We start from the raw sequence: 23,258 nt of genomic DNA on the forward strand, positions 1-23,258 counted from the left end.
CACTATCCTGCATAGAATAGCTTTCAACAAACTTTTGTGTTTTGATATGTGCAACCGAAAGCTCTTGAAGTGCCTTTTGTTTTGAATCTTCAGAGAACTGTTTGAGCATAGCTTTTTCAATATCTATAGGGTGTGTACTCTCAGCTTCGATCCTATTTGAGTAGTAGCTGTTAGTGATACGTAAAACATCTCGAAAAGCGTTGACAACATGTTGATTGTATCCGCTTGCGATCTTTGCACTTTCAATGCATACCTTCTCTGCAAGTTCTAACAATTCTGGTTTTATTTGCCCTTTTAGGTCATAAGGCATAATTGGAGATATTAACATTTTATCCATCCTTGATGTCATTATATCTATTTTCTCTATTTTATTGCAACTTTTACGAGATAAATTATGAGGAACATAATGGCTAATAGTGCTAATTTTTAGGAATTTAAGAAGATGTTCTAAATTTAATTAGTCTCTTTTTTACGAGATAAATTACGAAATGTATTATGAGATCATTTTGCTTTTAGCATTTCATTAAATAATTCTACAGGATACTTATAGCCAATAGCTTTATAAGGAGTTCTATTCAGTTTTTTATTTATTTGGCAAATATCATCATCTCTTTCCAAATAACTCCCAATCTGTTTTTTCATATCATTCATTGAGGCTATAACACTTCTATTGGAAGTTTTAGAGTACTTTTATTAGTAAAAATACATAGCAATCTAATGAACATTAAAAGGTAAAAATAAAGCATTATTTTGATTATGTGCATATTGGAGAATGTCTATTTGGAATTGAAATTTAACACTTTTACAGCAGGCTATATTTTTTAAAGAAAGATTAGATGAAGCTTTAAATGTCTGATTTGAAAGTCACTTGTTTTGCTCCATAATCCCTTAAGGTTTATGGAACTTTGCAGTTTTAACTTTTTGAACACTTTGTGGAGCACAGAAAACTCTTTTGAGTACTTTGTGTGCCAAAAGTAAGTAATAGTTGAACATATATATTGTTAAGTCTTGTTTGCAGATGCAGGTATGGAAGTTCACCTTGAAGAATTAGCCACAAATCCAAAAAGTTTTGATGACCCAGGTGTATTAATAGGACTTGTGTTTGGTTTATTTATAGGTTTATTATTTGTTATAGACTATATCAAAAATAAATTTAAGTCATAGGAACTTTATATGCTAAGTTAGCAGGTGTGAATTAAACAAATTAGACACACCCTCCATATATAATATTTGTGTAGTTATATACAGAGAGTATCTGTCTAACTGTCTAACTCGCTAATTTATAGTAGTATGAATTTTCCTCAATCTGTTTTACAATAAATCCAGATTCAATTAAATCATCAAGTAACTCAACTCTTTCTCTACTTTTGAGGATGCTAAAAGGTCTATCATTTTGAGTAAAATTGGTTACAACAACAAATAAATAGCAAATAATAGTTGGACATAATTATTGTTAAGGAGTAATTGGATAATGTTGTGTTTAGTTGCTATATCAGGTTATCTTATTGCTTAAAGTATTACTACAACTTAAATACCAAGCAAAGGTAATACAATTAACTATCGATATGAAAAGGACTTATCTATGGGATGTAAAGTAGTTGCAGACTGCGAATGTGGTTTTAAAACTCCAAAAATAAAGCTAGGTGGAGGGATGTATTGTCATACTACAGTGAATAATTTTCCAAATTATTGTAAGAACTGTAAATCTCTTTTCATGGCAAATATGTATGATGAGATAATTGTTTGTATCAACTGTAAGAGTAGCGATACTGTTCCATATAATAACACTTTTGCTGTGAAAAACTTAGATGAAACCTCTTTTAATTGGGAAGATTTAAAGCTTAGTAGTGAAAACAGCTTATGTCCTCAGTGTGATCAATTTTCATTAAAATTTAAAAATGTTGGCATGTGGGATTGATTAAAAGATCTCATATAGATATTTATTTATAAAAAAACTAAAATAAGAAATATCCATGGTATGGGTTCGATTATGAAAGAGTAGGCTTTAACGCTGAACGATAGTGATATCAAGATTGTTGCTAACAACATCAAATCAAACATCGGCTCAGCAGCACTCTACAACACCCATGTGTCACTAGAAAATATGGGAATCATCAAAAAAGTACAAAAAGGTGAATATGAGATAGTAGATATATTTTTAGAAATACTCCTACAACAAACTCAAGATGCGATGGTCTCGCTTGATGGAAATTTAGATATACAGCTTGAAGATAAAAAATAGTTTAGACAAAATATGGATGTTTGGTTTGGTAGGATTTAGAATTTTAAAAAGAAAGGATAAAACAAAATGATAGATGAAAATATACAAGGTATTATAAATTTAATAGCAATAGCAACACCAATTACAACAATGATAATTACATCAATACTTAGAGGAAAAGAATTATCTTTAAAAGAAAAAGAAATCTTACAGAAAATCACACTAAATAAGCAGCAAGAGTTATTTTCAAAAGAGATAGAAATTTACCAGAAGTTGTATTTATTGGCAATCAATTATAATCAACAAAAACATCAAATTGGTTTACAAATTCCTCATGCAAAAATCATTCAATATGAAACAGATTATTCTGTATATGTACCTATTGTAAGGCAAATATTTCATGTGATGCAAGAAAATATTTTTTATATGAGCAAAAAATTAGATACGGCATATCAAGAGCTTTTTGACTTGTACGAAGCTGAATTTATGACTCTTAGCGATAGCAGAAGAATCAATTATAACGAGTCACCAACTACCGAGGAAGAGGAGTTGCTCTTAGATGCACAAAAGAGATTTTATACTAAAAATCAAAAAAAGATAGAAAATTTTATAGAGTTAATAAAAAATGACTTTAAAGAAAAACAAGAATTTTTAAAAGGATAAAAATATGCCAAAAGAAATAAAATATACTGCATTTATAGATGTACTTGGATTTTCAAATCATATTGAAAATAAAATAACTAATGACAAAGAATCACAAGAATTTATGCAAGATTTTGAAAAAGTTATAAACTATTTTAAATATGAAAAAATTTCTTTTTTGAACAAATATAATTTACCTGATGAGCTTAATGGTATTCAATATGATTACACTTGGATTTCAGATACATTTGTGATAACAATCAAATACAATGGAAATTGCACAAAGAAAAATTTATCTGGTCCAATGATTTATTTACTATCGCTGACAATTTCGCAGGTTTATCATTTTTTTGCTAGAAAGTATGGATTGCTTTTGCGAGGTGCTATTACATCAAAATATACTTTTTTAGGTAAAAATCTTATTTTAGGTAAAGGGATAGCAGAAGCTTCAAAGCTAGAAAAAGAGATTGCTATTTACCCTAGAGTAATATTTGCAGAAGATGTTATTAGTGATGATATTATTAGTTACATAGTATTGATGCATAACGATAATAATTTAAATATTGTTTCTAAAGATTTTGATGGATGGTATTTTGTAAATTATATTGCTTCGCTACAAGATTTACCACCGATGATATCTATAGGAAATGAAACTAACTTGGATGAAGCCAAATCAGATCAAATGGAAACAGTAAAGATTTATTCTCAGATTATTGATAAAGGCTTGAAAGAAAAAAATTTAAAAATAAGAAGTAAATATTTATGGCTTAAAGAGTATTTTAATAGAGTACTTCCAACTGATGGCAAAACATATAATATGTTTGCTTATAATATTATAGGAGACGGATTTGATAAAAAAAGATAGTTTAAATGAATTGAAATCAAAATTAGTAAAGAACAAGAGCATTTTAGCAACTTCTGAAGAAACTCATATACAATATGATTTATCAATAACTCTGGTTGATAAACTAATCCATATTATCGATGAATTATTAAATACCAATAATGATTTACATAAACTAGCTTCGACAACTAGATATATATTAGAAACATTGATAATTACTAAGCTTTTGCTCAAGGAAGAGAATTACTTTGTTAAGATATATTTTGCTATATATAATCAGCAAGAAAATAAAATTAATCTAATAATTCAACGACTTAAATATGAAATTGAAATTTTAAAAAAATATGCTGAAGAATATTCCGTACAGACTACACAAAATAGATCAAAATATTCAACACAATCAAATGATAATGAAAAAAGACTTCAAGCAACAAAAAAAATTATGGAAGAAAACGAAAAAACATTTCAACAACTAAAAAAAGAAGCACAAAAAGACATAACTATTTTTATGAATCAACTTAATAATTATGGTTTTGATGCTTTATCTGTAATGTTCGAAAAAGACACTTTACAAGAATATGAAAACAAATTGAAAGAAATTCAATCTTTAAAATTAGAAAAAGCAAAACAGCTATCAAAAGAGCAATGGTTTAAAAGTTATTTTTGTAAAAGAGTCCAACACACACACAGATTTTTCAAAAAATGTTAAAAGACACTCGAAGTTGGCAGAAAAAAGCAGAGGCAGTTGGACTAGAAGAAGAGTACAAGTTAAACTATGAGATGACTAGTGCTTTTTTGCATTTTACATCTTATAGTCTTCTAACTCCAAATATTGCAAGTCAAGATGAAATAGATTATAAGTATAGGCTTATTAATCAATATATTGAACAGATAACTACAAATATAAGTATTTTTAGTAGAGTGAATCTATATGATAACCTCAATATTATGTATGTTTGAAAGGAAAGGAAACTTTAAAAAATGAAAAACAACCTCACAACCACAAACAAAAATGCAAAACTAGCACTAACCAAATCAAAAAGTTTACTTAATATTACAAATAGTTTACTAGCAAATCGTCCAAGTAAAGAGCTAATTGAGAGCTTTGAGAACTTTAGATTTTCATCTGGTTTAGGGCATAGTGGTAATGTAAATTCCGTAGCCATTACCCAAAATGAGAAATTCGTAGTTAGTGGTAGCTCTGATAAAACCATAAAATTGTGGGAGATAAGTAGTGGTAAAGATGTCCGAACTTTTGAAGGGCATAGTGGCGGTGTAAGTTCTGTAGCTATTACACACTGTGGAAAATACATCGTAAGTGCTGGAAGCTATGATAAAACTATCAAACTATGGGAAATCAATAGTGGCAAGGAACTACGAACATTTAAAGGGCATAGTAATAGGGTTCTTTCAGTAGCCATAACTCCTGATGGGCAATATATAGTTAGTGGAAGTTGGGATAAAACCATCAAATTATGGGAGATAAGTAGTGGTAAAGAAGTGCGAACTTTTGAAAGGCATAAGGATAAAGTAACCTCAGTAGTCATGTCTCCAGATGGAAAATACATAGTTAGCGGAAGTGATGATAAAACTATTAAACTATGGAAAATGAGCAGGGACAAGGAAGTGAGAACATTCAAGTGGCATAAAAGTTATGTAAACTCTGTAACTATATCCCCCGATGGGAAGTATATCGTCTCAGGAAGCTTGGATCAAACAGTCAAACTTTGGGAAATAAGTAGTGGAAAATGTTTGCGAACATTTGAGGGGCATAGTTGTAGTGTAAACTCAGTAGTAATATCTGCTGATGGAAAATATATAATTAGTGGAAGTTCTGATGAAACTATCAAATTATGGGAGTTAAGTAGTGGTAAGGAGCTACAAACATTTAAAGGTCATAGGGGCAATATAATTTCTGTAGCTATATCTGCTAATGGGGAAACTATAGTAAGTGGTGAAAGCTATTATAACGGTATCAAACTATGGGACATAAGTAGTGGCAAGGAGCTCAAAATATTCAAAGGGCATAGTTGTCGAATGAATTCTGTAGTCATATCCCCAGATGGGAAATATATAGTAAGTGGAAGTCATGATGGAACTATCAAGCTATGGGAGATAAGTAGTGGTAATAAGGTGCGAACATTTGAGGGGAGTTGGGTATTCTCCGTAGCTATAACTCCTGATGGGGAATATATAGTATATTGTGCTAGCTATGATGAAAACAACAAACTATGGGAAATTAATAGCGGTAAAGAGTTACTTACATTTGAGGAATATGATGATTTGGTAAAATCTGAAAACATAACTACAGATAAAAAATATAGAGTAAGTATAATCCAAGATATAATAATCGAACTACGAGAGATAAGTAGTGACAAGCTCCTTTGCTCTTATGTAACATTTAAAGAAGGTGAATGGCTCTGTTGGACACCAGATGGATATTATAACTGCTCTGATGGGGCTTATGAATATTTCTCTTTTGTAAATGATAGTAAAGAGATGCCTGAGGCTGTACCGCAAGACCATCCCGTATATAAAGCAAAGAAAAAAGAGATATTGCTTAGTGACTATATAGGTGGTACGAATCCGTATGCCAAAAATCCACCTCCGCAAACAGACATAGGCGAATATGATGCAATACCACAAATAGATATCGACGAAGACGAAATATTTTAGGAACAAAACCAAATGACACAAATACTCAAACGACTAGAGATCATCAAATCTAGCATAGCCATAGAAGATGAAGAGGTGATAGAGCTTCAAATCATGAAATTTCAAAAGTTAGATATAGATAATGATATAAAAGCTATACTTGAAAAACTAGAAGAAATGAACTATGCAAAAGCTTTAAGAGATATAGAAACCTATCTATCAAAATATAGCGGTGTGGTGGAGTATGTAGATAGTGAAATACAAGGGCTAAAGCTGGAACTAAAATCGTTAGAATCCAAACTCCAAGAGCTAGTAGAACAAAAAACAGAATACCTAAACGACATCGAAGAGTTCAACCGTGAGTACAATCTTCACTTAGGGGAACTTGTCAAAGATATACTCATCCTAAAAAAAGAAATACTCTACAAAAAAACCATCAAACAGCAAAAACAAAAAGCAAAATACCAAGAAGATATCCAAACTTTCCAAGAGTCAAAAGAGACCATAGATGAGCTAAAATCTACCATAGCAGAGTTAGAAGATGCACTTGAAAGCATAGATGAAGATGATGAAAACTATGAAGAACTCACTCAAGCATACCACGAACTCAAAGTGGAGATTAAAAAGCTAGAAGATGAACTAGAGCTTCAAGAAGAGGAGCTTGAAAAAGCAAAAGAGTTTATAGAAGATGAAACTGTAGAGCAAGAGTATGAAGAGGTTAAGAGCCATTATGAAGAGTTTGAGAGTGAGTATGAACATATAAAAGAGTCTATTGAAAATTCCCTAACCCTCAATGATGAAGAGAAAAAAGAGCTAAAATCACTCTACAAGCAAGCAGCAAGACTATGCCACCCAGACATAGTACCAGATGAGCTAAAAGAAAAAGCTCATGAGCTTATGCAAAAACTCAATGATGCCTATAGCAAAAAAGATATATCAAAAGTAAAAGAGATACTCCATTCACTCCAAAATGGCACAAGCTTTGAAGTATCGAGTGAGACCATAGAAGATAAAGAACTCATAAGAGCAAAAATCAAAGAGTACCTCAAAAACATTGAAGCTGTAAAATCTGAAATAGAAGAGATAAAAGAGGATGATATTTATCAAACTATAGCAGAGCTTGATGATTGGGATGCGTATTTTGAAGAGTTAAGAGGTGGATTGGAAGCAGAGAAAGAGAGGCTTAAGGAGGAAGATAGAGAGGTTTTGAAGGAGAAAGAGCCGCTTGAAACTACAAAAGTTATAAAATCACAACCACTCAAAAAAGAAAAAAGTCAAAATGAAGAAGAGGACTATTGGAATGAAATTTTTTAAAACAATGCAAAAAAGGTGCCAATGGATGATAATGACAAAGAGAAAGGGTGGAAAATGAGTGAAACAATTTTTTCAAAAACCGAATGGCGAAAACGTATGAGACGCAAATATGGTTTTGATGATACTAAGATTAAATTAGAAAGACTTAAAGAACTTTATGAAGAACATACACTGAATCTTGCTGCTTCTATTGGTGAGTATGAATTTAATAGTGAGATCGAATGGCAAAAACTTGCTGAAACTGAACTGCAAAAGATGGCAAATCTTGCTAAATATAAATATAATAAAGATATAGAAAACAATCTATCAATAAATGCAAAATTCTTTTTTATCACTTGGGGTATAGTGCTTTTGATAAATCAGATTTTTATATTTGGAGGCTGTCTTGCTCCATACTGTATAGTAGCAGCATTGCCACATACTGGAGTCATCAGTGCAGTAATCGTCTATTTATATTTTCAAGAAGAAAAAAAAGAAAAAACAATCCAACAAGAGCGTTCGTATGAGTCTCAATACACTAGCAACAACGATAAGGCTGATCCTCTAAAAGAGATGGGTGATGCTTATGAAAAGGAAATCGGTAAAGCGTTTGAGTCTAAAGGGGATTTTGTCATCTACAATGGGCTTATCAGAGGAGTTGCCGATGGAGGTGTTGACCTTATCGTCATATCACCCGATAGTCAATCTATCAATCTGGTTCAGTGTAAAAATTGGCATAAAATGAAGATGGAACATCACCATATAAGCAGTGTGTACGATAAGCTAACCAACTATGCATCTGACATCAATTATGCTGCAATGTTTGGTATTTATTTCATCAAATACCCCGTAGCAATACAGGAGCATCTTCATTACAAGAAAGAGCCCGATGAGATAGCCAATATATTAAAAGCAGCAAGTAACTATCCCAACACAAGAAAAACCTTATATATAGCGACCGACCAGGTAATAGACCTAGATATAGGTCAGCACCTAACTATTATTAAACCTAACATCTTTCGTTATAAAGATATGAAAATAGTCATAATAAAAATATAAAAGTCGGGATAATTATAATCAGAAAGGGAAATCTAAAAATGATTAACAACGAAGTCTGGATAGAAAAATTAAAACATTGGGCTAGTGAAAATCCCATAAAAAACATAGAAACTCTTAAAAATGACTACTACAAAGACTTTGATGGATATGTCGGATTGCCAGATGATGAAAAAGAGTATTTGAGTATTGAAAAACTCACTTTGCCTCTTGGGGATACTTATGAAAAAGATATTCCAAAAGAGTTAGCAAGTTTGCCACACTTAACTGAACTTATGATAATGGCTAGAAATGTAAAAGAAGTTCCTAGTGAGATATTTCACATACCGACACTTAAAAAGCTTATTATCACTGTTGATTATAAATTTCAGATAAGCGAACAAGATTTAAAAGCTTTGATAGCCAATGGATGCCAAGAGATAAGAGTAAATACTCTTGATATGAGTACAAGATATAAAGATAACATCAAAGATGAAGCTATATTGGACTATGTAGCAAAACACAATTTATATATCACATCACAAGATTTTGGGATACCAAAAAATCATTTGTATGCTATAGCCAAAAAAATAACTTTTGCAGATAAAGATTTCTCAGAATATATTTTAGATTTTTTAGAAGAAAAGCATATTTTTGGATATGAAGCTTTTATCCATGCACACAATAACGATGAAAAAAAGATAGACAATATAATAAATAATATCGAATTAGATTATGAGATATATGAAGAGGTTGAAAGATATGTAGAGTGTATTTTAGAGGTTGGACTTTCTATCGTCGATGTTTTTCCTCTCAAAGCTTTAGAGATTTTAAATAGCATAAATGAAGCATACCCTATCTTAGGGCATTTACCACATGAAACAATTGATTTGTCAGTTGATATAGTATGCAGCATAGCAAAACAAGATATAGCAAAATCATTGAAATATCTCGATATTATTGAAGTAGATTATTATAAGCTTGAAGCTTTAGAGAAGATTAGACAATACCCACAATCAAAAGAGATGGCAGATAGGCTAGATGAGATGATTGTTAATTTGAAAAATGTTCTTGCACTTGTTTTGCCATAGCAACTCTTTCTTTAGACTCTTTTAGCCAAAGATTAAGAATCTTTCTCTGCTCTGGTTTTATTGGAAGATTGTATTTCCTGTGGGCTTGGATGATAGCACCCATTTGTATTTCAACGGCAAAAATAAGATTTGATTGCATAAAAAATCCATATATTGTTGTCTTATGGGAAGCGATTTTATCTTCATATCCTGCCAAACAATTTTGTAACTCATTTGCCCATTCAAAAAGCTCAAAGTTATTTTTTGGAAGGTTCACATTGTATGCACCCATTTTTACTTGATGCGATAGTTGCAAGGCTGCGTACTCAAAATAGTTTATTGCTTGGCTTTTGTATTGAATGGCAAGGGACAATTGAACAAATTGCTTATGGATAGGATTTGGGGAGCATTTTACTTTTGAAGTATCTTGGCTTAACGATTCTCTAATTCTTTTAAAAGTCAACAGAGTATCTCTTAAAATATATTGATGATTCGATAATTCTAACTTCATAAAATAGTGTGTTACTTGTTTTTCGGTATATCGCAATAGCATGAAATCTATAAATTTGAAAAGTAATGGTTCATCATCAAACATTTCAAAGTTTATCTTCAAAGCCAATAGAGAAACAATATGATTTACATTAGAAAACTTTGATGTCGCCATGTGGACAAAATTTGGATTAAATGTTTTATTATTTTTCAATTGGTAGGCATAGTTTTCAAAGAGAGCAATTTTAACAGATTTGAATTGTTTATCATTTACTAATTCTAAAAGTGCTGTTTCGATTGTGTATTTACTCTTTGTGAGATGATGGGTGTGAGTCCATTTCATAAATTCAAAATTTTTAAGATTATAGTGACTAAGGGTAAACTCAAACTGTTTCTCTCTTCTACTTGGAAGTGAGCTTAGTTTCATGTCGATATATGGTTCAAATAATCTTTTTTGGACTGAGAGTTTTTGAAGTTCTCTTTTTATTTTTCGCAGTGGTGAAGGTTCTAGCACTAGAGGTTTTGGAGTATAGGGAGTAGTAAGTATTACCAAATCTTGTTTTATCACTTTTTTTTCAAGGAAATTGACATTGCTTGGGATTTTAATTACAGCAAGGGCTTCAATTTTATTGTTATGAAGTGCAACTTTTGTGTGAAACTTGAAATTTAACTTGATGAGTTGACCGTGATACTGATTGAGCATAAATGACTCAAAATCTTTTTTTATATCCTCAACATCAAAAAATAAACTGTTATGACAACGGGGACATGAATACTCTTTATGGATAACATCACCAGCTACAATCTCATCAAAACCACATTTACATGAATAGACCCTCGTAAAATTTGCAGATGCTATCTCATCATCTACGAATAGACTCATATGGTCGTTTTGATTTGTATTCAAAAGCCAAGATGGTGTAATATCTTCTCTCATAGTTCCATTGCTATATATTTATTTCTTTATCAATATTTTAGCAAAAACTTCTTCATAGTGTTTGGCTTCATCTTACTTTAGAAGTATTGTCTATTGGTATTATTTAATAAATGTTACTCAACCTGTTCTTTTTGGAGCAATTCTTTGAATGATATATTTAATAACTATCTTTCAATTAATCTGATTACTTCACCAGAACACTTATTACATTTACCAGTAAGAACTAAATCGTTCCTATCTACTGTTGCTACAAAGTCAACAATTGTTGTAGTACCTTTGCAAGCAGAACAATATACATTTGAGAGTGTTTTTGATTTTATATCATCAGGAATCTGATTAAATTTTTGCATAGCTTTTTTATTAAATTTAATCATATTTTCTTTAGCTTAAGAAGCCAGTGGCTTAATATTTTCAAGTTCTTCAGCTTCAGCTTTCTTAGAACGATAAATATCCCAGCGTGTTTGAAGGTTTAGCCAAAAGTCTTCACTTACTCCAAAATATTTTGCAAGTCTTAGAGCTGTACTAGGAGTAACCCCACGTTTCATATTAACGATTTCATTAATACGTTGGTAAGGAACATGTATCGCATCAGCAAGCATACGTTGTGTTAAGTTCATAGGCTCTAAAAACTCTTCTAAAAGCATTTCACCTGGATGTGTTGGTTCTCTATGAGTTGGAATACGCATCTTTTCTCCTTCTTAATGATAATCTATTATTTCAACTTTGTCTGGACCACCTTTAGTCCATATAAAACAGATTCGATATTGTTGGTTAATACGAATACTGTATTGATCATTCCTGTCACCAATTAGTTTCTCTAAGTGGTTTCCAGGAGGAACTTTTAGTTCATCTAATATTACTACAGAGTCAAGTTGATCAAGTTTTCTTGCAGCTATCTTCCATAGTTTATTTGGCAACCGTTTCATTGCCTGCTTACTGGTAATACCGTTAAAAATATCTTCTGTTACTACATCTTTAAAAGAAACAATCATATGACATTATATCATAATATCACGGATGTCATGCTAAATACATCTAAAATTATAAAAAGGATTTACTATGAACGTAGGATATGCAAGAGTTTCAACTTCAAGTCAAAGTCTTGAAAATCAGATAGAACAGCTTAAAGCTGCTGGGTGTGAAAAGATCTTCTCTGAAAAAAGATCAGGTAAAAATGCATCTGATCGTGAACAATTCAAAATAATGAAGAATTTTGTACGTGAAGGTGATGTACTATTTGTCACAAAACTTGATCGTTTAGCTCGTTCTGTAATAGATTTACACGAGTTTGCAAAGTATTTGGAAAATAAAGATGTAAACCTTAAAGTTCTAAATCAAAATATAGATACTACATCTCCAGCAGGAAGACTATTATTTACAATGCTAGGCGCTATTGCAGAGTTTGAACGAGATCTAATAAATGAACGCGTCAGAGAAGGTATTGCAGCCGCTAAACTCAAAGGAGTTAAATTTGGTAGAAAAGCGATACTTTCGTACAAAGAAAAAAAAGTCATATACAAACAACATGAGAAAGGAAAGTCAGTTATTTGGTTGTCAAACTTTTTCCATGTAGCTCGTAACACAATCTACAGAGCTATTAAAGATGTAGCTCAAAAAAAGTAGCCTAAAAAGGCTACTTTTGAACTGTTTAAAAATTCAAGTCTCTATGGAACAAGATTTTTGTTATAAAAAATTGCTCCAAAAATAAGAGGTTAAGGAATAGATTGAGTAGAGTTTTATGTCCTATTTTTTGTTGACAGATCAGTGGATCAGAACCGAAACCTAACCCAGTGTTTTGATTCCGTTTAAAGCTTTCGTTAGGCAATTAATGAGGTGCAATCCAAGCACTCAAGGAACGTACTTCAGCTTTTATTCCACGGGCAAAACTAGCCTGTTTATATTGAGACCCCTGATATAATATATATTCATGATCAATTTCCAATTTTTTATACAGTTTATTACTAGAAGCACAGGAAAATAAAAGCGCAACTTTTAGGATCTTTTCTTCTTTTCTAGCATGTACTGTTATATATTCGCCATCTTTTATAGGATCAGATATATAATCACAATCCCATCCATTTTCTCTTAACCGAGGAATAACTTCTTTGTCCATCTTTTCTGACAAGATCGAAGCTCTTATCAGCCATCCGTCACCAGAACTAGTAGGGTTAAATGGTAAGCCTTTCTCGCTCTTTTGCATCGTTAGGAGTTGTTGCTTTATTAGTTGATAGTTCATGCATGCAAAAACTTCTTGCCTAAGGGCTTCCGAGTTTTCATCATGCGCAGGACCAAATAAACTCACTTTGCTTTCCTCAACTGCAAAACACTCAACGAAAGCCATCGCTTGTATAACGCCTAGAGCTCGAAAGAAATTAGTCTCGTTTTGCCATAGATCTGATTTTGCATGCGCAAAAATATGACGATTAAAACCAGAATGGTTGTCATATTCAGCCGTTGAACTATAGAAGCTTGTAAGTAACCAGTTTCTAATAGTCTCAAGAATAAAGACCCTTTCATTAGTAACCTTCAACACACTTGGTTCTAAATATTCTTTTGGAGTCCATTGCGCATGATTAAAATGAATATTAATTACATTGTCTCTAGCTTTATCTACGCACTTGTTAACTTTATCAATGATTGTTAACTGACCCGTATTTTCTCCGATTATGTTAGAGATAATATTTTCGACAATAGGTATTAAACCAGCTACAGCAACAATTTTCATACCACTATAAAAAGAAAGAATTGACTCTCTAATTAAGGGAACGTGTTTAGAAACAGTCTTCGATTTTCTTAGCGTATCTTCCGTGATAGGTATTATATTACTGAAGTTGTATATTGAACTTAAAGCGCTATCAAAGCGTTTTTGAAGGATTTTCTTAGGATAATTTGAATGATTCAGAATTTCTATACCGCAGACTTTTATCGGCTCAAAGATTTGATTTCGACTAATAAACGCAGGAAGGAACCAATCTACAGAGTGCCAAAAATTTTCTAAATTCTCGGTAGGCTCAATGTTTTTTTGATATAAGTCCAAATTTTCTAATTTTTCTCTTGGGTATAATGCAGTTCCTAAGTCGGTTTTGAGCAATACACCTTTCTGCCTCGGCATAAAACCAAACTCAACGTCCTCGACACTCTCCACTATCAACCCTTTACTAATAGCCAGCGCCTTAACTTCAGAAAGTTGAACTGTATCCCACTTATTTTGATTAGAATATATGTGCCAGATTGCAGTGATGTTTTTATCAGCCTTACAACTTACCAATGTACTCTCCTTTTCTTGCCTAACCAATTATTAAACATATCTTATATGCAAAATAGCTTGAAAATGAATAAATAACTTAAATAAAAAAAGTTGTTTATTTGAAAGTGAAATGTGGCAAAAAATTGCTACAAAGAACATTAAGATATCATATTTTATTGTATTACTAATCCTTCAATAACAGCTTTATTTTGCCTTGTTTCAATAATTGTTTTATTGTTTAGTGTATAAACAGATCTTATTGGATCTTTTGATTTTATTGTTCCTATATGAATTCCTTCTTGGGTATACCATTGTAAAATTTTATCACTTAATAATCCAAATCCAGATTTTGTAACGATTAACTTACCTTGTTGAAATATATCTATAAACCCAACCAGTTTTTCCTTATCTTTAATTATGTATAATCTTGTACTATTTGATATATATAGATATTGTCCCGATTCAATAATCTGGTTAGGAACTGTACCAATATCAAAAACTTTCAATGGGTTACCCAAGCTATCTAATTCAATTATTTTTCCTGAGTATGTGCCGATAAAAATATTTTTAGATTCGGATGAAAAACAAGCTTCGTATATCCAGTCTTGTGCAAACCCTAAATTTGAATTTATTTGGTAGGAAACATCTTTTACTGTAAATTCAAAATCAGGTTTTGTTTTTTTATAGAAGACTTCATCAGATTGGTCTTCTTCAATAGCTAATGTTTCTGGATTGATTCCAGTTAGCGTTTCAAATGCTCCGTTAATTTTTTGCATCATCTCATTAGCATTACTATTTTTATTGACATCTGGATGATACTTTTGTGCATTAATTCTATATTGCTTCTTTATTTCTTTAGGCGATACAGGTAATTCTAACCCCAAGCACTTTAGTGCATTGGAAATATTTGAATCGATTTTACCAGTATCCCTTTTGCTTACAAATCGTTCCCAGCCTTCATTTAAAGGAGTTCTTACTCCCCAATAAGATGAATCTGAAAAAGTAGAACACCAAATCTCATCTGCAATTGTGAATAAAATTTTATTAGAAGTCATATTAACATCAATTGCTCGTATTTGGCTTTTAAAACCACCCCAGTAATTACCCACATTTTCTTTTAAGTGCTGCGATATCCTCATATCACTTTGAAGGTCTTTTTTTAAAGATAAATTAATGTTCTTATCATAGATGTATAAAACACCCTCATCATCCATTATTGCGATATTTGATGATTTTGGATTATTGTTTTGTCTATATATATTATGACTAATTGGTTTCTTTGCTACAATATTTCCTTCAAGGTCATATTTCATTATTGCAGACTGATATGGATTTTTAATTATATCACTTTTTCCATTCTTATCTATATAGATGATTCCATCAGCAATAAAGTTTACCAATTTGAATGAAGGGTCAGGCTTTTCATTTTTTTTCATTTTTATTATACTTGAAATTCTCCACTTCTGATTATTCTCTATTTCGAATAATTTAACTTCTTCTTCTTTGATTTCAATGGTATTATATGGATGTTTAATATTATTTTTTTCTAAATCATTTATGATGTTGTTATGTCTTCTTTTATCTGTATTATTGCAGTGAAATTCAATTCTACTCAGCATTTCAGAAGACCATTTTCCAGCAGCTTTAAATTGATTTGCTTTACGCTTATTGATAATAATTTGTCTATATGCCTTTAATACTTCTTCCCCAATATTTAGTTTTAATTGCTCTTCTGATAGGAGAAGTGATTTTTTTATAACGTTAGTATATTTTTTTTGGTAACTTTCATTATAGACTTCTCGTATTTCTGGTATGTTGTATTCTTGGTGAAATTCATTTCGACCATCAATATCCCAAGATTTTGGAGATGGGGGCAAAGGTATATATTTAATATTATTTAAATTGATCTCTTTTGGAGTACAACTTTTTCGTTTTTTCTCAGAGTGCTCTTCTTTTGGTAAATTGTTCTTATTTTTTTGAAATATTTTTTTAAAAAAATCCATTCCTTAACCTTATGTACAAATGACTATTTATTCTACAAATATTATATATCTATTAGCTTTATATTATATAAACATGAAAAATCTTGATTTATCTGACAGTTTGACAAAGTATGTACTACTGTCAGATTTGTGAATAAGTACAATATTCCAAAATCTGTAGGTTTTGGAACTTTCTTAAAAGTATAGATGCCACTGCTAAGCTATGATATAACTTTAATGACTATCAGTTACTGACACAAAACTCTGAACAATCTCGCGAAGCCTTCGCACTTTTATTGTCTAGTTTTTTGGTAGCAGTATTATTCTGTTTTTTATCTATTGATAGATTGTTGAATTAATACTAAATATTGAAAAGCTATTTTTAAAAAGTTGGTATTCCAATATTTTATTGGTAGTTTAATATTAGTAATTTAATATTTTTCCATTATTTAAGTATATGTCCTCGGCTCAAATAATGGATACTACAAAGTTTATATTTGAAAACGCAATCCTTGAAAAAGAAAAGCACCCTGATGATAGGATTGATGAGTGAAAAATAGTGTATTACAAACTTTGCCAGTAGTGTTGTAGTGTTCAATATTCTGTGTCAGCATCGGATAATTCCTAAAATTGTATCATAAACCTAAAGCCTTATCAAGTCGTCCCTCGAAGTGGATGGCTAGTTGAGAGATTGTCAAGTTCGTTTTAAAGCTGAGATTCTTCCTGTTTTTTCTTCGCTATTTTTTCATTATTCGTTGTTGTCGTAAATTCCGACATAAGTTTTTTATCAATGTATTGTAATGTCGTTTGAAATCCAATATGCAGAGCTTTGAGTTCGATAATTGTATTGCCCTCTACAAATTTTGCGTATTTGTCTCCAACGAAAGGAATGTTTTTATCCACTAATGTATATTTGTGGGACAAAGATGAATACAAATCATCAAATTTTTCTTTTGGAAGTGTAAGAAGTACCCCTTGAAGCTTTTCGCTTTGTGAGAAAATCAGTTTCGCTTCTTTGAGCCCATCAAAATGAAGCTGATCAACCTTTATAAAGATCATCTTTCCATTACTATATTTGTTAATCCCTGCATCTTCATATAAAGGGTATTTTTTTATGCTTTCCGAATAAGTAGCTTCGTCTATTTTCAGTCCAAATGGCGCTGGATTTACAGAAACTGTAGACATATTTTTTAAATTGTTTTGTGCAACAACACTCCCTTGAGCAATAGCTTTTTTGTACCAAAATTGTGCATTCTTTATATCACCTGTTTCTTCATAAAGTATCCCCAATGCAACTTCTGCATCAACAAAACCTTGCTCTGCTGCTCTTTTCCAATAATCCAATGACTTTCTATGGTCTTGTTTGATGCCAGCAGTGCCATTATAATACAGTAAGCCTATATTATACATTGAAATTACCGAGCCTTGTTCAGCAGCCTTTTGATACCATTTTAAAGCACTTTTCCTATCGACTGGTACACCTTTTCCTTTCTCATAAAATATTCCCATCGAATTTGACGCATTCGCATTACCATCTTTAGATCCACTTTTATAATATTTGATTGCTTTATTGTAATCTTGTTTAACTCCCTGACCGTATTCATATTGATATCCAACACTAAACGCTGATTCCCCATCGTTTTGTTTAGCTGCTCTTTTCCAATAATCCAATGACTTTCTATAATCTTGTGTTACTCCAACACCCTTGTAGTACATCAATCCTAGATAATATAATGCATCGACATTGTTTTTTTCTGCTGCTTTTTCCCAATATTTTTTGGCATTAAGCACATCCTTCTTAACGCCCAATCCATTCACATAAATGTGACCTAACTCTGTTTGTGCTTGGGCATCACCTTTGTCAGACAACTCATTGAATATTGACATAGCTTTTTTATACTCTTTATTCTTTAGCGCTTGCATAGCAGTGTTGTAATCATTTGCAAGCAAACCTATTGATAATAAGATACTTAAAATTAATACTTTGAACATTTAAACCCTCCACTTATATATAGCTATTTTTTTAAAATTAATTTGAATGCAGGATTGAGGGAGTGGCTAATCGAAATTAACTCCGTCTTAATAGCTTCCGCAGTAAGTTCAGCTTGCTCACGCATTTCTGCTTTTTTAGCATTAATCTCTTCAAGCTCTTCTTCTGTATAAGGGATAATGCCTCTTCTCTTTAGCTCACGCTCTTCTCTCTCAATCTTTTTTCTTTTTTCTTCAATCCACAATTTATCTTCTTCTGAAAGTGCCATTTTGAACCCTTTGTTTTATTTTTATACAAAGCAATAGTCTGATTATGTTCTATAGAACATTTCAAAACAATTCTAACAACTATAAACTTATACATACTTTACCTATAGGACATTATGTATATTTTGAATGATTTAACTCCAGCAGAACTAGAAAATTTCTATCGAGATATTGGGAAAAATGTCAAAAATGCAAGAAAAGAGAAAAAGATTTCTCAAATGCAGTTAGCCCTCGCTATAGGTCATAACTCTGTTGGACACATTGCAAAAGCCGAGCTTTACAAATATGACAAACATTTTAGTCTAGAGCAGCTTTTAAAAATTTCCCGTGTTTTAGATGTCTCTTTACATGATTTGATACCGAAGTAAAAAACATTAAGACAACTCTTTTAACCTCTACTCGCTCTTATCCTCCACTCTACAAAGTCTAATCTCTAAGAGCAGATCATCTCTTTTAAAGTACTCCTTTTTATAGATCTCCCAGTTGCTGTTTTTACTCACAAGCATCTTTTGGTTATTGGCAATGCCAGTTGAGCAAAGGAGCGTCTTTTGATTTGCGAATGCCTCTACTTTTTCATCCATATCGAATGAGTTTATATGGTTCATGCCTAGTTTTAAAATATATATAAAGCTCATAAACAGTGCTGAAACCACAGCAATAACTACTACGCTCTCTAAAATACTCTTCATCTCTTTGTCTCCTTTGTTAAAACAGCTTCATAAAAAGCTCTCTGATCTTGCGGTATCGCTCATACTTTACTATTACGACTACTACACCTATAAATATACCGATCCCTAGATACAGAAGCAGCGGCGGCTCATTTGAAGGCGGAAAAAACTCTCTTATAAGTATCAGTGTATCTTGATTTAAAACCATTGCTACTCCCTCTCCCTGCACTCTGATATAGAGACAAACTTATCCTCTTTGACAAACTCCTCTCCTTGAATCTTCCACCCTCCTCTTTTACTTACAAGAAACCTCTCAAACCCTCCTCTGCAAGCAAACTCTTGATTCTCTAAAAAAGCTTTTTTCTTCTCGTCATCATTTAAGCTTGTAATTTCTTTATAACCCTCAAGAAGTGCTCCAAACATGAGAGCGAAGATACCGATAATTACAACTGCTACAACTATATTTTCTGCTATCTTTTTCACTCTTTAGGTTCCTTTAGTTCTTTTGTCTTCTCTGTTGGTTTGGTCTCTTTTAGGAGGATACAACCGCCGATGTAGAGTATATTTTGCTCATGGATAAAGTAGTCACTCTGAAGCGTAAATCCTTTTGCTTGAGAGATGATTAGTTTTTTCTCATCATCCTCTTTACATAAAAGCTCTTTGTTGTTGTAAAAACCCTCTATGAGGCTCTCTCGTGTATTTTTAAAATGCACAGAGCCGATGATAACTATAAGAATTGCAAAAAAGCTAAAGTTGAGTATGGAGTCTCTTTTTTTATCATCAAATGAGTAAGGAATCGTTGCAAACACTGCAATAACAAGAGAGAGTGCGGCAAGTCCGATTATCTCTGTTAAAGTCAGATGTAAATCCATAGTAGTTCTCTTTTTTTTTAGAATATTTTGTATGGAAGCGTTGCTATAAACATCAAAGCGCTAAATACAAGAAGTGCAGTTTGGAGATGCTCAGGCATCATTTTTTAACTCACTTTTATCTTGAGCGAACTCTGACGAGAGAAACTTCTCTCTTTGGATGATGCAGTACTCCTTGTACCTGCAGATATATCTGCTTGATATTTCTCTCTTGTGCACTCCGCTTACCCTATAAAGTCCAAACAGCCAAAAGAGCGAGCTTTTCTTTATAAGCTCTTTTGGGTGCTTGCAGAGAAGCTTTTCATAATCACTCCCCAAAGCGCTGTGTTCGTTGTAGAGAGTTTGTCTTCCCTCTATGGTATAGATGCCATTCTCATCCAAGGAGAGTGTTGCATCCAAAAATACGCTATGCATCTCTTCATGCCCTACATGGTAAAAGCGCTCACCTGCCGGATTTACAAGTATCTCTCTGTTGTGCTCATCTATTAAGATATTTACATTGCTGTAGAGTATTTTTGACATTGGCTCTCCTTGTTTCTTTAGTAGAGTATAATTGTAAGATAGCAGAGTGCGGGCGTTGTTTCGCTCTTTTTATTTTTAAAGCTCAAACCTGCTAAGGGTGATGAGTTTTAGATTTTTATCGCACAGGTTCATCTTCATAGCTATGCGTTTTTTATTGGCGTCTTGCATGATCCAAGTGAGTTTTTTACGCTCAAAGAGTATCTTTTTGCCGATATCCACAAAGTCGCTGTCTGAGGAGATAAATATAAACTCGTCATACTCTTTAAGGATTCTATAGACGCTCTTTATCTTTGCATCACTATCGCTCTTATGTGCTACGAGCACTTCAAAGCCGTTCTTTTGCATAGAGATAAGCTTGGAGTGTTTTATGGGGTTGGTAGTTATGATAAATGAACGTTCCGGTGCGAACTTGAGTGATTGTTTTACTTGTGGAAGATGACTGTAAGGGATGTTCTCCAGATCCCAAAGCAGCACCGCCTTTTCTCTATAGTTGCCGCTTCCCCATGTTACCTCTTTTATAACATCTTCATCAACGGCTTGAAAATAGCTCTCAAAACAAAAAAATGAAAACATCTACCCATTACCTCTTTTGCTCGCAGTTTATTATTTCTAAAAGCAGATCCTCTTTTTTAAAATAGCTATCCTCATAAACACTCCATCCCTCTTTTATAGAGACAAGATAGTGCTCCTTCTTTTTAAACGCTCCGGTTTTGCAAATAAAAGTGTTTTCGTCATAAAACGCTCCTCTTTTCTCTTTAATGGTGTTATTGTCATAGAGCGCAAAGAGGTAGGAGAGTATGGTTACAAATACAAAGGAGCCCATAAAGATAAAAAGTACAGTCCGCAGTGAAGGTTTCTCGCTCTTTTTTAAAGCCGAGAAGTGTAGCAGCACCAATGCAAAGCCAAGGATGATTGAGAGTTTAAAGATTTCAAGAGCCACGCTATCGCCTTCTTCTGTTTTTATAAAAAGTATAAGAAATGCGGGTGAAAGCGTGGTTTCGTTTTAGTGATACTGCATTATCATATATAAAATGTGGTACAAATAGCCAACTTATTCACACCATTTATGGTATGATTATAGAAAGCAATCACACTATTTACAGGAAAGAAGATTATGAAACGCTGGATTTGGCAACAAAGTGAGTATCCAAACTTTACCTATGACCTAAAAAGATTAGAGAGTTTGATACAAAAGGTCTCTCTTGAACAGGGATACTTAATCGCTCTTGCACAAACCATAGATAAAGACAATATCATTCAAAGACGCTTTGAAGCCTTGATGAATGAAGCTATAAACACTTCTGCCATAGAGGGAGAGATTCTAAACCGCGATAGCGTAAAAGCCTCAATTCAAAAAAAGCTTGGATTCAAAGAGATAAACTATAAAAAAATAGACGAGGCGACAGATTACCTTATAGAGATACTTATAGATGCAAACAGTAACTATGACAAAGAGTTGAAGCTCGAGAGATTATTTGGTTGGCACAATGCTCTCTTTCCAAAAGGATACAGTGGATTACGCAAGGTAAATACAGCATCATTTAGAGGCGAAGAGACCATGGAAGTAGTAGGAATAGAGCGCGGCAGAGAGGTGGTTTTTTATGAAGCACCGCCTAGAGCTAACCTAGAGCATGAGATGCAGAAATTTTTAGATTGGTTCAATGCTGCCGAACCTAGTTTGATCAAAGCCTGCATAGCACATCTTTGGTTTGTTATAATCCACCCATTTGATGATGGAAACGGAAGACTAGCAAGGGCTATAACGGACTTGGTACTCTCAAAAATAGAAAACTCTAAGATCTCAAGACTCTACTCTATGTCAAGTGCCATAAACACAGACAGAAAAGGCTATTACAGAGCGCTTGAGCACACTACAGGATATATAAACAAAGAGAGTAATCCTCTTGATATAACCCATTGGTGCGAGTGGTTTTTATCTACCCTGCATAATGCTCTTATTGACACTAAAAAAAAGCTTGACTATATAGTACAAAAAACAAAGTTTTGGGATAAACATAAAAACGATGAGCTTAACGCAAGAGAGATAAAAGTACTCAATTTCGTACTCGACATGGGAGCAGAAAATTTCCAAGGAAACTTAAGCAAAAAGAAGTATATGAGCATTGCAGACACTGCATCGACAAATGCTTCAAGAGACATAGCACAGCTCTTAGAGCTTGGCTGTATAAGACAAAAAGAAGGGACTAGCGGAAGAAATACTGCTTATGAGATAATCTTGGATTAGCCCTTAACACTCTCTATCTTTTGGCAGATCTCACGCATAACATACTCTAGTTTTTTTGCTTTATCGTAGTAGTCTAAAAACGGTTCTACCCAGTTTGGGATTACTAAAGGCTTGCCTTCTCTCATTACTCCCCAATTGTTGATTGTTGAATAGGGAACTCTGCATAATTCGGAGAAATCTTGTTTTGAGATTTCAAGCTCTTTCAACCTTAGAATAAATTGCTCTTTTGTCATAAAACACCTTTTGTACTATATTTGGATAATTTTACCATATAAAATACTAA

31 protein-coding genes and 1 pseudogene are annotated in these 23,258 nt (G+C 32.6%); 14 read left to right on the forward strand and 18 right to left on the reverse strand.

The annotated features are described in order from the left end of the window. Together M0Q20_RS06155 and M0Q20_RS06160 are read right to left on the reverse strand one after the other, a co-directional pair. Window positions 1-328: pseudogene (locus tag M0Q20_RS06155) on the reverse strand (Fic family protein); the annotation flags it as partial. Window positions 329-501: 173 nt separating this feature from the next. Then, a complete protein-coding gene (locus M0Q20_RS06160; protein ID WP_295059362.1) occupies window positions 502-642 on the reverse strand; it encodes a hypothetical protein in 141 nt (46 codons plus the stop codon). Window positions 643-1,008: 366 nt separating this feature from the next. Between M0Q20_RS06160 and M0Q20_RS06165 the strand changes: the two genes are divergently transcribed. From M0Q20_RS06165 to M0Q20_RS06215, 11 genes are all read left to right on the forward strand, one after another. Continuing rightward, the gene (locus tag M0Q20_RS06165; protein ID WP_295059364.1) at window positions 1,009-1,164 is read left to right on the forward strand and encodes a hypothetical protein; all 156 of its coding nucleotides are present in this window, start codon (window positions 1,009-1,011) and stop codon (window positions 1,162-1,164) included. Window positions 1,165-1,582: 418 nt separating this feature from the next. Beyond that, window positions 1,583-1,918, forward strand: coding sequence for a hypothetical protein (locus M0Q20_RS06170; protein ID WP_295059367.1), 336 nt, complete (start codon window positions 1,583-1,585; stop codon window positions 1,916-1,918). Between the two features lie 171 nt (window positions 1,919-2,089). Next, a complete protein-coding gene (locus M0Q20_RS06175) occupies window positions 2,090-2,242 on the forward strand; it encodes a hypothetical protein (RefSeq protein WP_295059368.1) in 153 nt (50 codons plus the stop codon). A gap of 66 nt (window positions 2,243-2,308) precedes the next feature. Next, entirely contained in the window at window positions 2,309-2,884 is a 576-nt protein-coding gene (locus M0Q20_RS06180) for a hypothetical protein (protein ID WP_295059371.1), read from the forward strand. A 4-nt stretch (window positions 2,885-2,888) separates the two neighbouring features. Beyond that, window positions 2,889-3,728: a hypothetical protein gene (locus M0Q20_RS06185; RefSeq protein ID WP_295059374.1), complete on the forward strand. Its 840-nt coding sequence runs from the start codon at window positions 2,889-2,891 to the stop codon at window positions 3,726-3,728. Further along, window positions 3,712-4,416, forward strand: coding sequence for a hypothetical protein (locus M0Q20_RS06190; RefSeq protein WP_295059376.1), 705 nt, complete (start codon window positions 3,712-3,714; stop codon window positions 4,414-4,416). The genes M0Q20_RS06185 and M0Q20_RS06190 overlap by 17 nt, the downstream gene beginning before the upstream one ends. Beyond that, window positions 4,410-4,667, forward strand: coding sequence for a hypothetical protein (locus M0Q20_RS06195; protein ID WP_295059378.1), 258 nt, complete (start codon window positions 4,410-4,412; stop codon window positions 4,665-4,667). Before M0Q20_RS06190 ends, M0Q20_RS06195 begins: the two co-directional genes overlap by 7 nt. 21 nt (window positions 4,668-4,688) lie before the next feature. Then, entirely contained in the window at window positions 4,689-6,383 is a 1,695-nt protein-coding gene (locus tag M0Q20_RS06200; RefSeq protein ID WP_295059381.1) for a hypothetical protein, read from the forward strand. Window positions 6,384-6,395: 12 nt separating this feature from the next. Further along, complete coding sequence (locus tag M0Q20_RS06205; protein ID WP_295059384.1) at window positions 6,396-7,676, forward strand: hypothetical protein; 1,281 nt, start codon at window positions 6,396-6,398, stop codon at window positions 7,674-7,676. Between the two features lie 21 nt (window positions 7,677-7,697). Then, on the forward strand, window positions 7,698-8,714 hold the full coding sequence (locus tag M0Q20_RS06210) for a hypothetical protein (protein WP_295059386.1): 1,017 nt from the start codon (window positions 7,698-7,700) through the stop codon (window positions 8,712-8,714). A gap of 38 nt (window positions 8,715-8,752) precedes the next feature. Continuing rightward, on the forward strand, window positions 8,753-9,781 hold the full coding sequence (locus tag M0Q20_RS06215; RefSeq protein ID WP_295059389.1) for a hypothetical protein: 1,029 nt from the start codon (window positions 8,753-8,755) through the stop codon (window positions 9,779-9,781). On the opposite strand, the gene M0Q20_RS06220 is transcribed toward M0Q20_RS06215, so the two are convergent. The 4 genes from M0Q20_RS06220 to M0Q20_RS06235 all read right to left on the reverse strand — a co-directional run bounded on the left by M0Q20_RS06220 (window position 9,744) and on the right by M0Q20_RS06235 (window position 12,178). Continuing rightward, window positions 9,744-11,186 carry a PcfJ domain-containing protein gene (locus M0Q20_RS06220; protein ID WP_295059392.1) on the reverse strand — a complete coding sequence of 481 codons (1,443 nt, stop codon included), beginning with the start codon at window positions 11,184-11,186 and terminating at the stop codon, window positions 9,744-9,746. The genes M0Q20_RS06215 and M0Q20_RS06220 overlap by 38 nt on opposite strands. 164 nt (window positions 11,187-11,350) lie before the next feature. Further along, window positions 11,351-11,560 (reverse strand): hypothetical protein, encoded by a 210-nt coding sequence (locus tag M0Q20_RS06225; protein ID WP_295059395.1) that lies wholly within the window; start codon window positions 11,558-11,560, stop codon window positions 11,351-11,353. A gap of 12 nt (window positions 11,561-11,572) precedes the next feature. After that, window positions 11,573-11,872: a HigA family addiction module antitoxin gene (locus tag M0Q20_RS06230; RefSeq protein ID WP_295059397.1), complete on the reverse strand. Its 300-nt coding sequence runs from the start codon at window positions 11,870-11,872 to the stop codon at window positions 11,573-11,575. Window positions 11,873-11,884: 12 nt separating this feature from the next. Further along, window positions 11,885-12,178, reverse strand: coding sequence for a type II toxin-antitoxin system RelE/ParE family toxin (locus tag M0Q20_RS06235; protein WP_295059400.1), 294 nt, complete (start codon window positions 12,176-12,178; stop codon window positions 11,885-11,887). Between the two features lie 67 nt (window positions 12,179-12,245). Between M0Q20_RS06235 and M0Q20_RS06240 the strand changes: the two genes are divergently transcribed. Continuing rightward, the gene (locus M0Q20_RS06240; protein WP_295059403.1) at window positions 12,246-12,809 is read left to right on the forward strand and encodes a recombinase family protein; all 564 of its coding nucleotides are present in this window, start codon (window positions 12,246-12,248) and stop codon (window positions 12,807-12,809) included. A 202-nt stretch (window positions 12,810-13,011) separates the two neighbouring features. On the opposite strand, the gene M0Q20_RS06245 is transcribed toward M0Q20_RS06240, so the two are convergent. The 4 genes from M0Q20_RS06245 to M0Q20_RS06260 form a co-directional block, all read right to left on the reverse strand. Next, entirely contained in the window at window positions 13,012-14,454 is a 1,443-nt protein-coding gene (locus tag M0Q20_RS06245) for a hypothetical protein (RefSeq protein ID WP_295059406.1), read from the reverse strand. A gap of 152 nt (window positions 14,455-14,606) precedes the next feature. Then, on the reverse strand, window positions 14,607-16,436 hold the full coding sequence (locus M0Q20_RS06250) for a DnaJ domain-containing protein (RefSeq protein ID WP_295059409.1): 1,830 nt from the start codon (window positions 16,434-16,436) through the stop codon (window positions 14,607-14,609). Window positions 16,437-17,120: 684 nt separating this feature from the next. After that, window positions 17,121-18,407, reverse strand: a complete 1,287-nt coding sequence (locus tag M0Q20_RS06255) for a tetratricopeptide repeat protein (protein ID WP_295059411.1) — start codon at window positions 18,405-18,407, stop codon at window positions 17,121-17,123. Between the two features lie 23 nt (window positions 18,408-18,430). Continuing rightward, window positions 18,431-18,673, reverse strand: coding sequence for a hypothetical protein (locus M0Q20_RS06260; protein WP_295059414.1), 243 nt, complete (start codon window positions 18,671-18,673; stop codon window positions 18,431-18,433). 114 nt (window positions 18,674-18,787) lie between these two features. On the opposite strand from M0Q20_RS06260, the gene M0Q20_RS06265 reads away from it, so the two are divergent. After that, window positions 18,788-19,039 (forward strand): helix-turn-helix transcriptional regulator, encoded by a 252-nt coding sequence (locus tag M0Q20_RS06265; protein ID WP_295059417.1) that lies wholly within the window; start codon window positions 18,788-18,790, stop codon window positions 19,037-19,039. 27 nt (window positions 19,040-19,066) lie between these two features. On the opposite strand, the gene M0Q20_RS06270 is transcribed toward M0Q20_RS06265, so the two are convergent. The 7 genes from M0Q20_RS06270 to M0Q20_RS06300 all read right to left on the reverse strand — a co-directional run bounded on the left by M0Q20_RS06270 (window position 19,067) and on the right by M0Q20_RS06300 (window position 21,670). Next, window positions 19,067-19,360, reverse strand: coding sequence for a hypothetical protein (locus tag M0Q20_RS06270; RefSeq protein WP_295059420.1), 294 nt, complete (start codon window positions 19,358-19,360; stop codon window positions 19,067-19,069). Between the two features lie 16 nt (window positions 19,361-19,376). Continuing rightward, window positions 19,377-19,547, reverse strand: a complete 171-nt coding sequence (locus M0Q20_RS06275) for a hypothetical protein (protein ID WP_294931750.1) — start codon at window positions 19,545-19,547, stop codon at window positions 19,377-19,379. Between the two features lie 2 nt (window positions 19,548-19,549). Continuing rightward, complete coding sequence (locus M0Q20_RS06280) at window positions 19,550-19,822, reverse strand: hypothetical protein (RefSeq protein ID WP_295059423.1); 273 nt, start codon at window positions 19,820-19,822, stop codon at window positions 19,550-19,552. After that, window positions 19,819-20,211 (reverse strand): hypothetical protein, encoded by a 393-nt coding sequence (locus tag M0Q20_RS06285; protein WP_295059425.1) that lies wholly within the window; start codon window positions 20,209-20,211, stop codon window positions 19,819-19,821. Before M0Q20_RS06285 ends, M0Q20_RS06280 begins: the two co-directional genes overlap by 4 nt. A 90-nt stretch (window positions 20,212-20,301) precedes the next feature. Beyond that, window positions 20,302-20,730: a hypothetical protein gene (locus M0Q20_RS06290; RefSeq protein ID WP_295059428.1), complete on the reverse strand. Its 429-nt coding sequence runs from the start codon at window positions 20,728-20,730 to the stop codon at window positions 20,302-20,304. A 75-nt stretch (window positions 20,731-20,805) separates the two neighbouring features. Then, window positions 20,806-21,303 carry a hypothetical protein gene (locus M0Q20_RS06295; RefSeq protein WP_295059431.1) on the reverse strand — a complete coding sequence of 166 codons (498 nt, stop codon included), beginning with the start codon at window positions 21,301-21,303 and terminating at the stop codon, window positions 20,806-20,808. A gap of 7 nt (window positions 21,304-21,310) precedes the next feature. After that, the gene (locus M0Q20_RS06300; RefSeq protein WP_295059434.1) at window positions 21,311-21,670 is read right to left on the reverse strand and encodes a hypothetical protein; all 360 of its coding nucleotides are present in this window, start codon (window positions 21,668-21,670) and stop codon (window positions 21,311-21,313) included. Window positions 21,671-21,844: 174 nt separating this feature from the next. Between M0Q20_RS06300 and M0Q20_RS06305 the strand changes: the two genes are divergently transcribed. Next, window positions 21,845-22,975 carry a DUF4172 domain-containing protein gene (locus M0Q20_RS06305; RefSeq protein ID WP_295059437.1) on the forward strand — a complete coding sequence of 377 codons (1,131 nt, stop codon included), beginning with the start codon at window positions 21,845-21,847 and terminating at the stop codon, window positions 22,973-22,975. Here M0Q20_RS06305 and M0Q20_RS06310 read toward each other — a convergent pair. Further along, window positions 22,972-23,208 (reverse strand): hypothetical protein, encoded by a 237-nt coding sequence (locus tag M0Q20_RS06310; RefSeq protein WP_295059439.1) that lies wholly within the window; start codon window positions 23,206-23,208, stop codon window positions 22,972-22,974. The two genes, M0Q20_RS06305 and M0Q20_RS06310, sit on opposite strands and share 4 nt — an antisense overlap. Between the last annotated feature and the right edge of the window lie 50 nt (window positions 23,209-23,258).

It is taken from the genome of Sulfurimonas sp. (assembly GCF_023229025.1).
GTDB lineage: Bacteria > Campylobacterota > Campylobacteria > Campylobacterales > Sulfurimonadaceae > Sulfurimonas.

What these genes read in the sequence shown, in the direction of transcription:
- M0Q20_RS06160 (WP_295059362.1), bottom strand. Translation starts at nt 642, where the DNA reads ATGAAAAAACAGATTGGGAGTTATTTGGAAAGAGATGATGATATTTGC.
- M0Q20_RS06170 (WP_295059367.1), top strand. Translation starts at nt 1,583, where the DNA reads ATGGGATGTAAAGTAGTTGCAGACTGCGAATGTGGTTTTAAAACTCCA.
- M0Q20_RS06180 (WP_295059371.1), top strand. Translation starts at nt 2,309, where the DNA reads ATGATAGATGAAAATATACAAGGTATTATAAATTTAATAGCAATAGCA.
- M0Q20_RS06185 (WP_295059374.1), top strand. Translation starts at nt 2,889, where the DNA reads ATGCCAAAAGAAATAAAATATACTGCATTTATAGATGTACTTGGATTT.
- M0Q20_RS06195 (WP_295059378.1), top strand. Translation starts at nt 4,410, where the DNA reads ATGTTAAAAGACACTCGAAGTTGGCAGAAAAAAGCAGAGGCAGTTGGA.
- M0Q20_RS06200 (WP_295059381.1), top strand. Translation starts at nt 4,689, where the DNA reads ATGAAAAACAACCTCACAACCACAAACAAAAATGCAAAACTAGCACTA.
- M0Q20_RS06205 (WP_295059384.1), top strand. Translation starts at nt 6,396, where the DNA reads ATGACACAAATACTCAAACGACTAGAGATCATCAAATCTAGCATAGCC.
- M0Q20_RS06210 (WP_295059386.1), top strand. Translation starts at nt 7,698, where the DNA reads ATGGATGATAATGACAAAGAGAAAGGGTGGAAAATGAGTGAAACAATT.
- M0Q20_RS06215 (WP_295059389.1), top strand. Translation starts at nt 8,753, where the DNA reads ATGATTAACAACGAAGTCTGGATAGAAAAATTAAAACATTGGGCTAGT.
- M0Q20_RS06220 (WP_295059392.1), bottom strand. Translation starts at nt 11,186, where the DNA reads ATGAGAGAAGATATTACACCATCTTGGCTTTTGAATACAAATCAAAAC.
- M0Q20_RS06225 (WP_295059395.1), bottom strand. Translation starts at nt 11,560, where the DNA reads ATGATTAAATTTAATAAAAAAGCTATGCAAAAATTTAATCAGATTCCT.
- M0Q20_RS06230 (WP_295059397.1), bottom strand. Translation starts at nt 11,872, where the DNA reads ATGCGTATTCCAACTCATAGAGAACCAACACATCCAGGTGAAATGCTT.
- M0Q20_RS06235 (WP_295059400.1), bottom strand. Translation starts at nt 12,178, where the DNA reads ATGATTGTTTCTTTTAAAGATGTAGTAACAGAAGATATTTTTAACGGT.
- M0Q20_RS06240 (WP_295059403.1), top strand. Translation starts at nt 12,246, where the DNA reads ATGAACGTAGGATATGCAAGAGTTTCAACTTCAAGTCAAAGTCTTGAA.
- M0Q20_RS06250 (WP_295059409.1), bottom strand. Translation starts at nt 16,436, where the DNA reads ATGGATTTTTTTAAAAAAATATTTCAAAAAAATAAGAACAATTTACCA.
- M0Q20_RS06255 (WP_295059411.1), bottom strand. Translation starts at nt 18,407, where the DNA reads ATGTTCAAAGTATTAATTTTAAGTATCTTATTATCAATAGGTTTGCTT.
- M0Q20_RS06260 (WP_295059414.1), bottom strand. Translation starts at nt 18,673, where the DNA reads ATGGCACTTTCAGAAGAAGATAAATTGTGGATTGAAGAAAAAAGAAAA.
- M0Q20_RS06265 (WP_295059417.1), top strand. Translation starts at nt 18,788, where the DNA reads ATGTATATTTTGAATGATTTAACTCCAGCAGAACTAGAAAATTTCTAT.
- M0Q20_RS06270 (WP_295059420.1), bottom strand. Translation starts at nt 19,360, where the DNA reads ATGAAGAGTATTTTAGAGAGCGTAGTAGTTATTGCTGTGGTTTCAGCA.
- M0Q20_RS06275 (WP_294931750.1), bottom strand. Translation starts at nt 19,547, where the DNA reads ATGGTTTTAAATCAAGATACACTGATACTTATAAGAGAGTTTTTTCCG.
- M0Q20_RS06285 (WP_295059425.1), bottom strand. Translation starts at nt 20,211, where the DNA reads ATGGATTTACATCTGACTTTAACAGAGATAATCGGACTTGCCGCACTC.
- M0Q20_RS06290 (WP_295059428.1), bottom strand. Translation starts at nt 20,730, where the DNA reads ATGTCAAAAATACTCTACAGCAATGTAAATATCTTAATAGATGAGCAC.
- M0Q20_RS06295 (WP_295059431.1), bottom strand. Translation starts at nt 21,303, where the DNA reads ATGTTTTCATTTTTTTGTTTTGAGAGCTATTTTCAAGCCGTTGATGAA.
- M0Q20_RS06305 (WP_295059437.1), top strand. Translation starts at nt 21,845, where the DNA reads ATGAAACGCTGGATTTGGCAACAAAGTGAGTATCCAAACTTTACCTAT.
- M0Q20_RS06310 (WP_295059439.1), bottom strand. Translation starts at nt 23,208, where the DNA reads ATGACAAAAGAGCAATTTATTCTAAGGTTGAAAGAGCTTGAAATCTCA.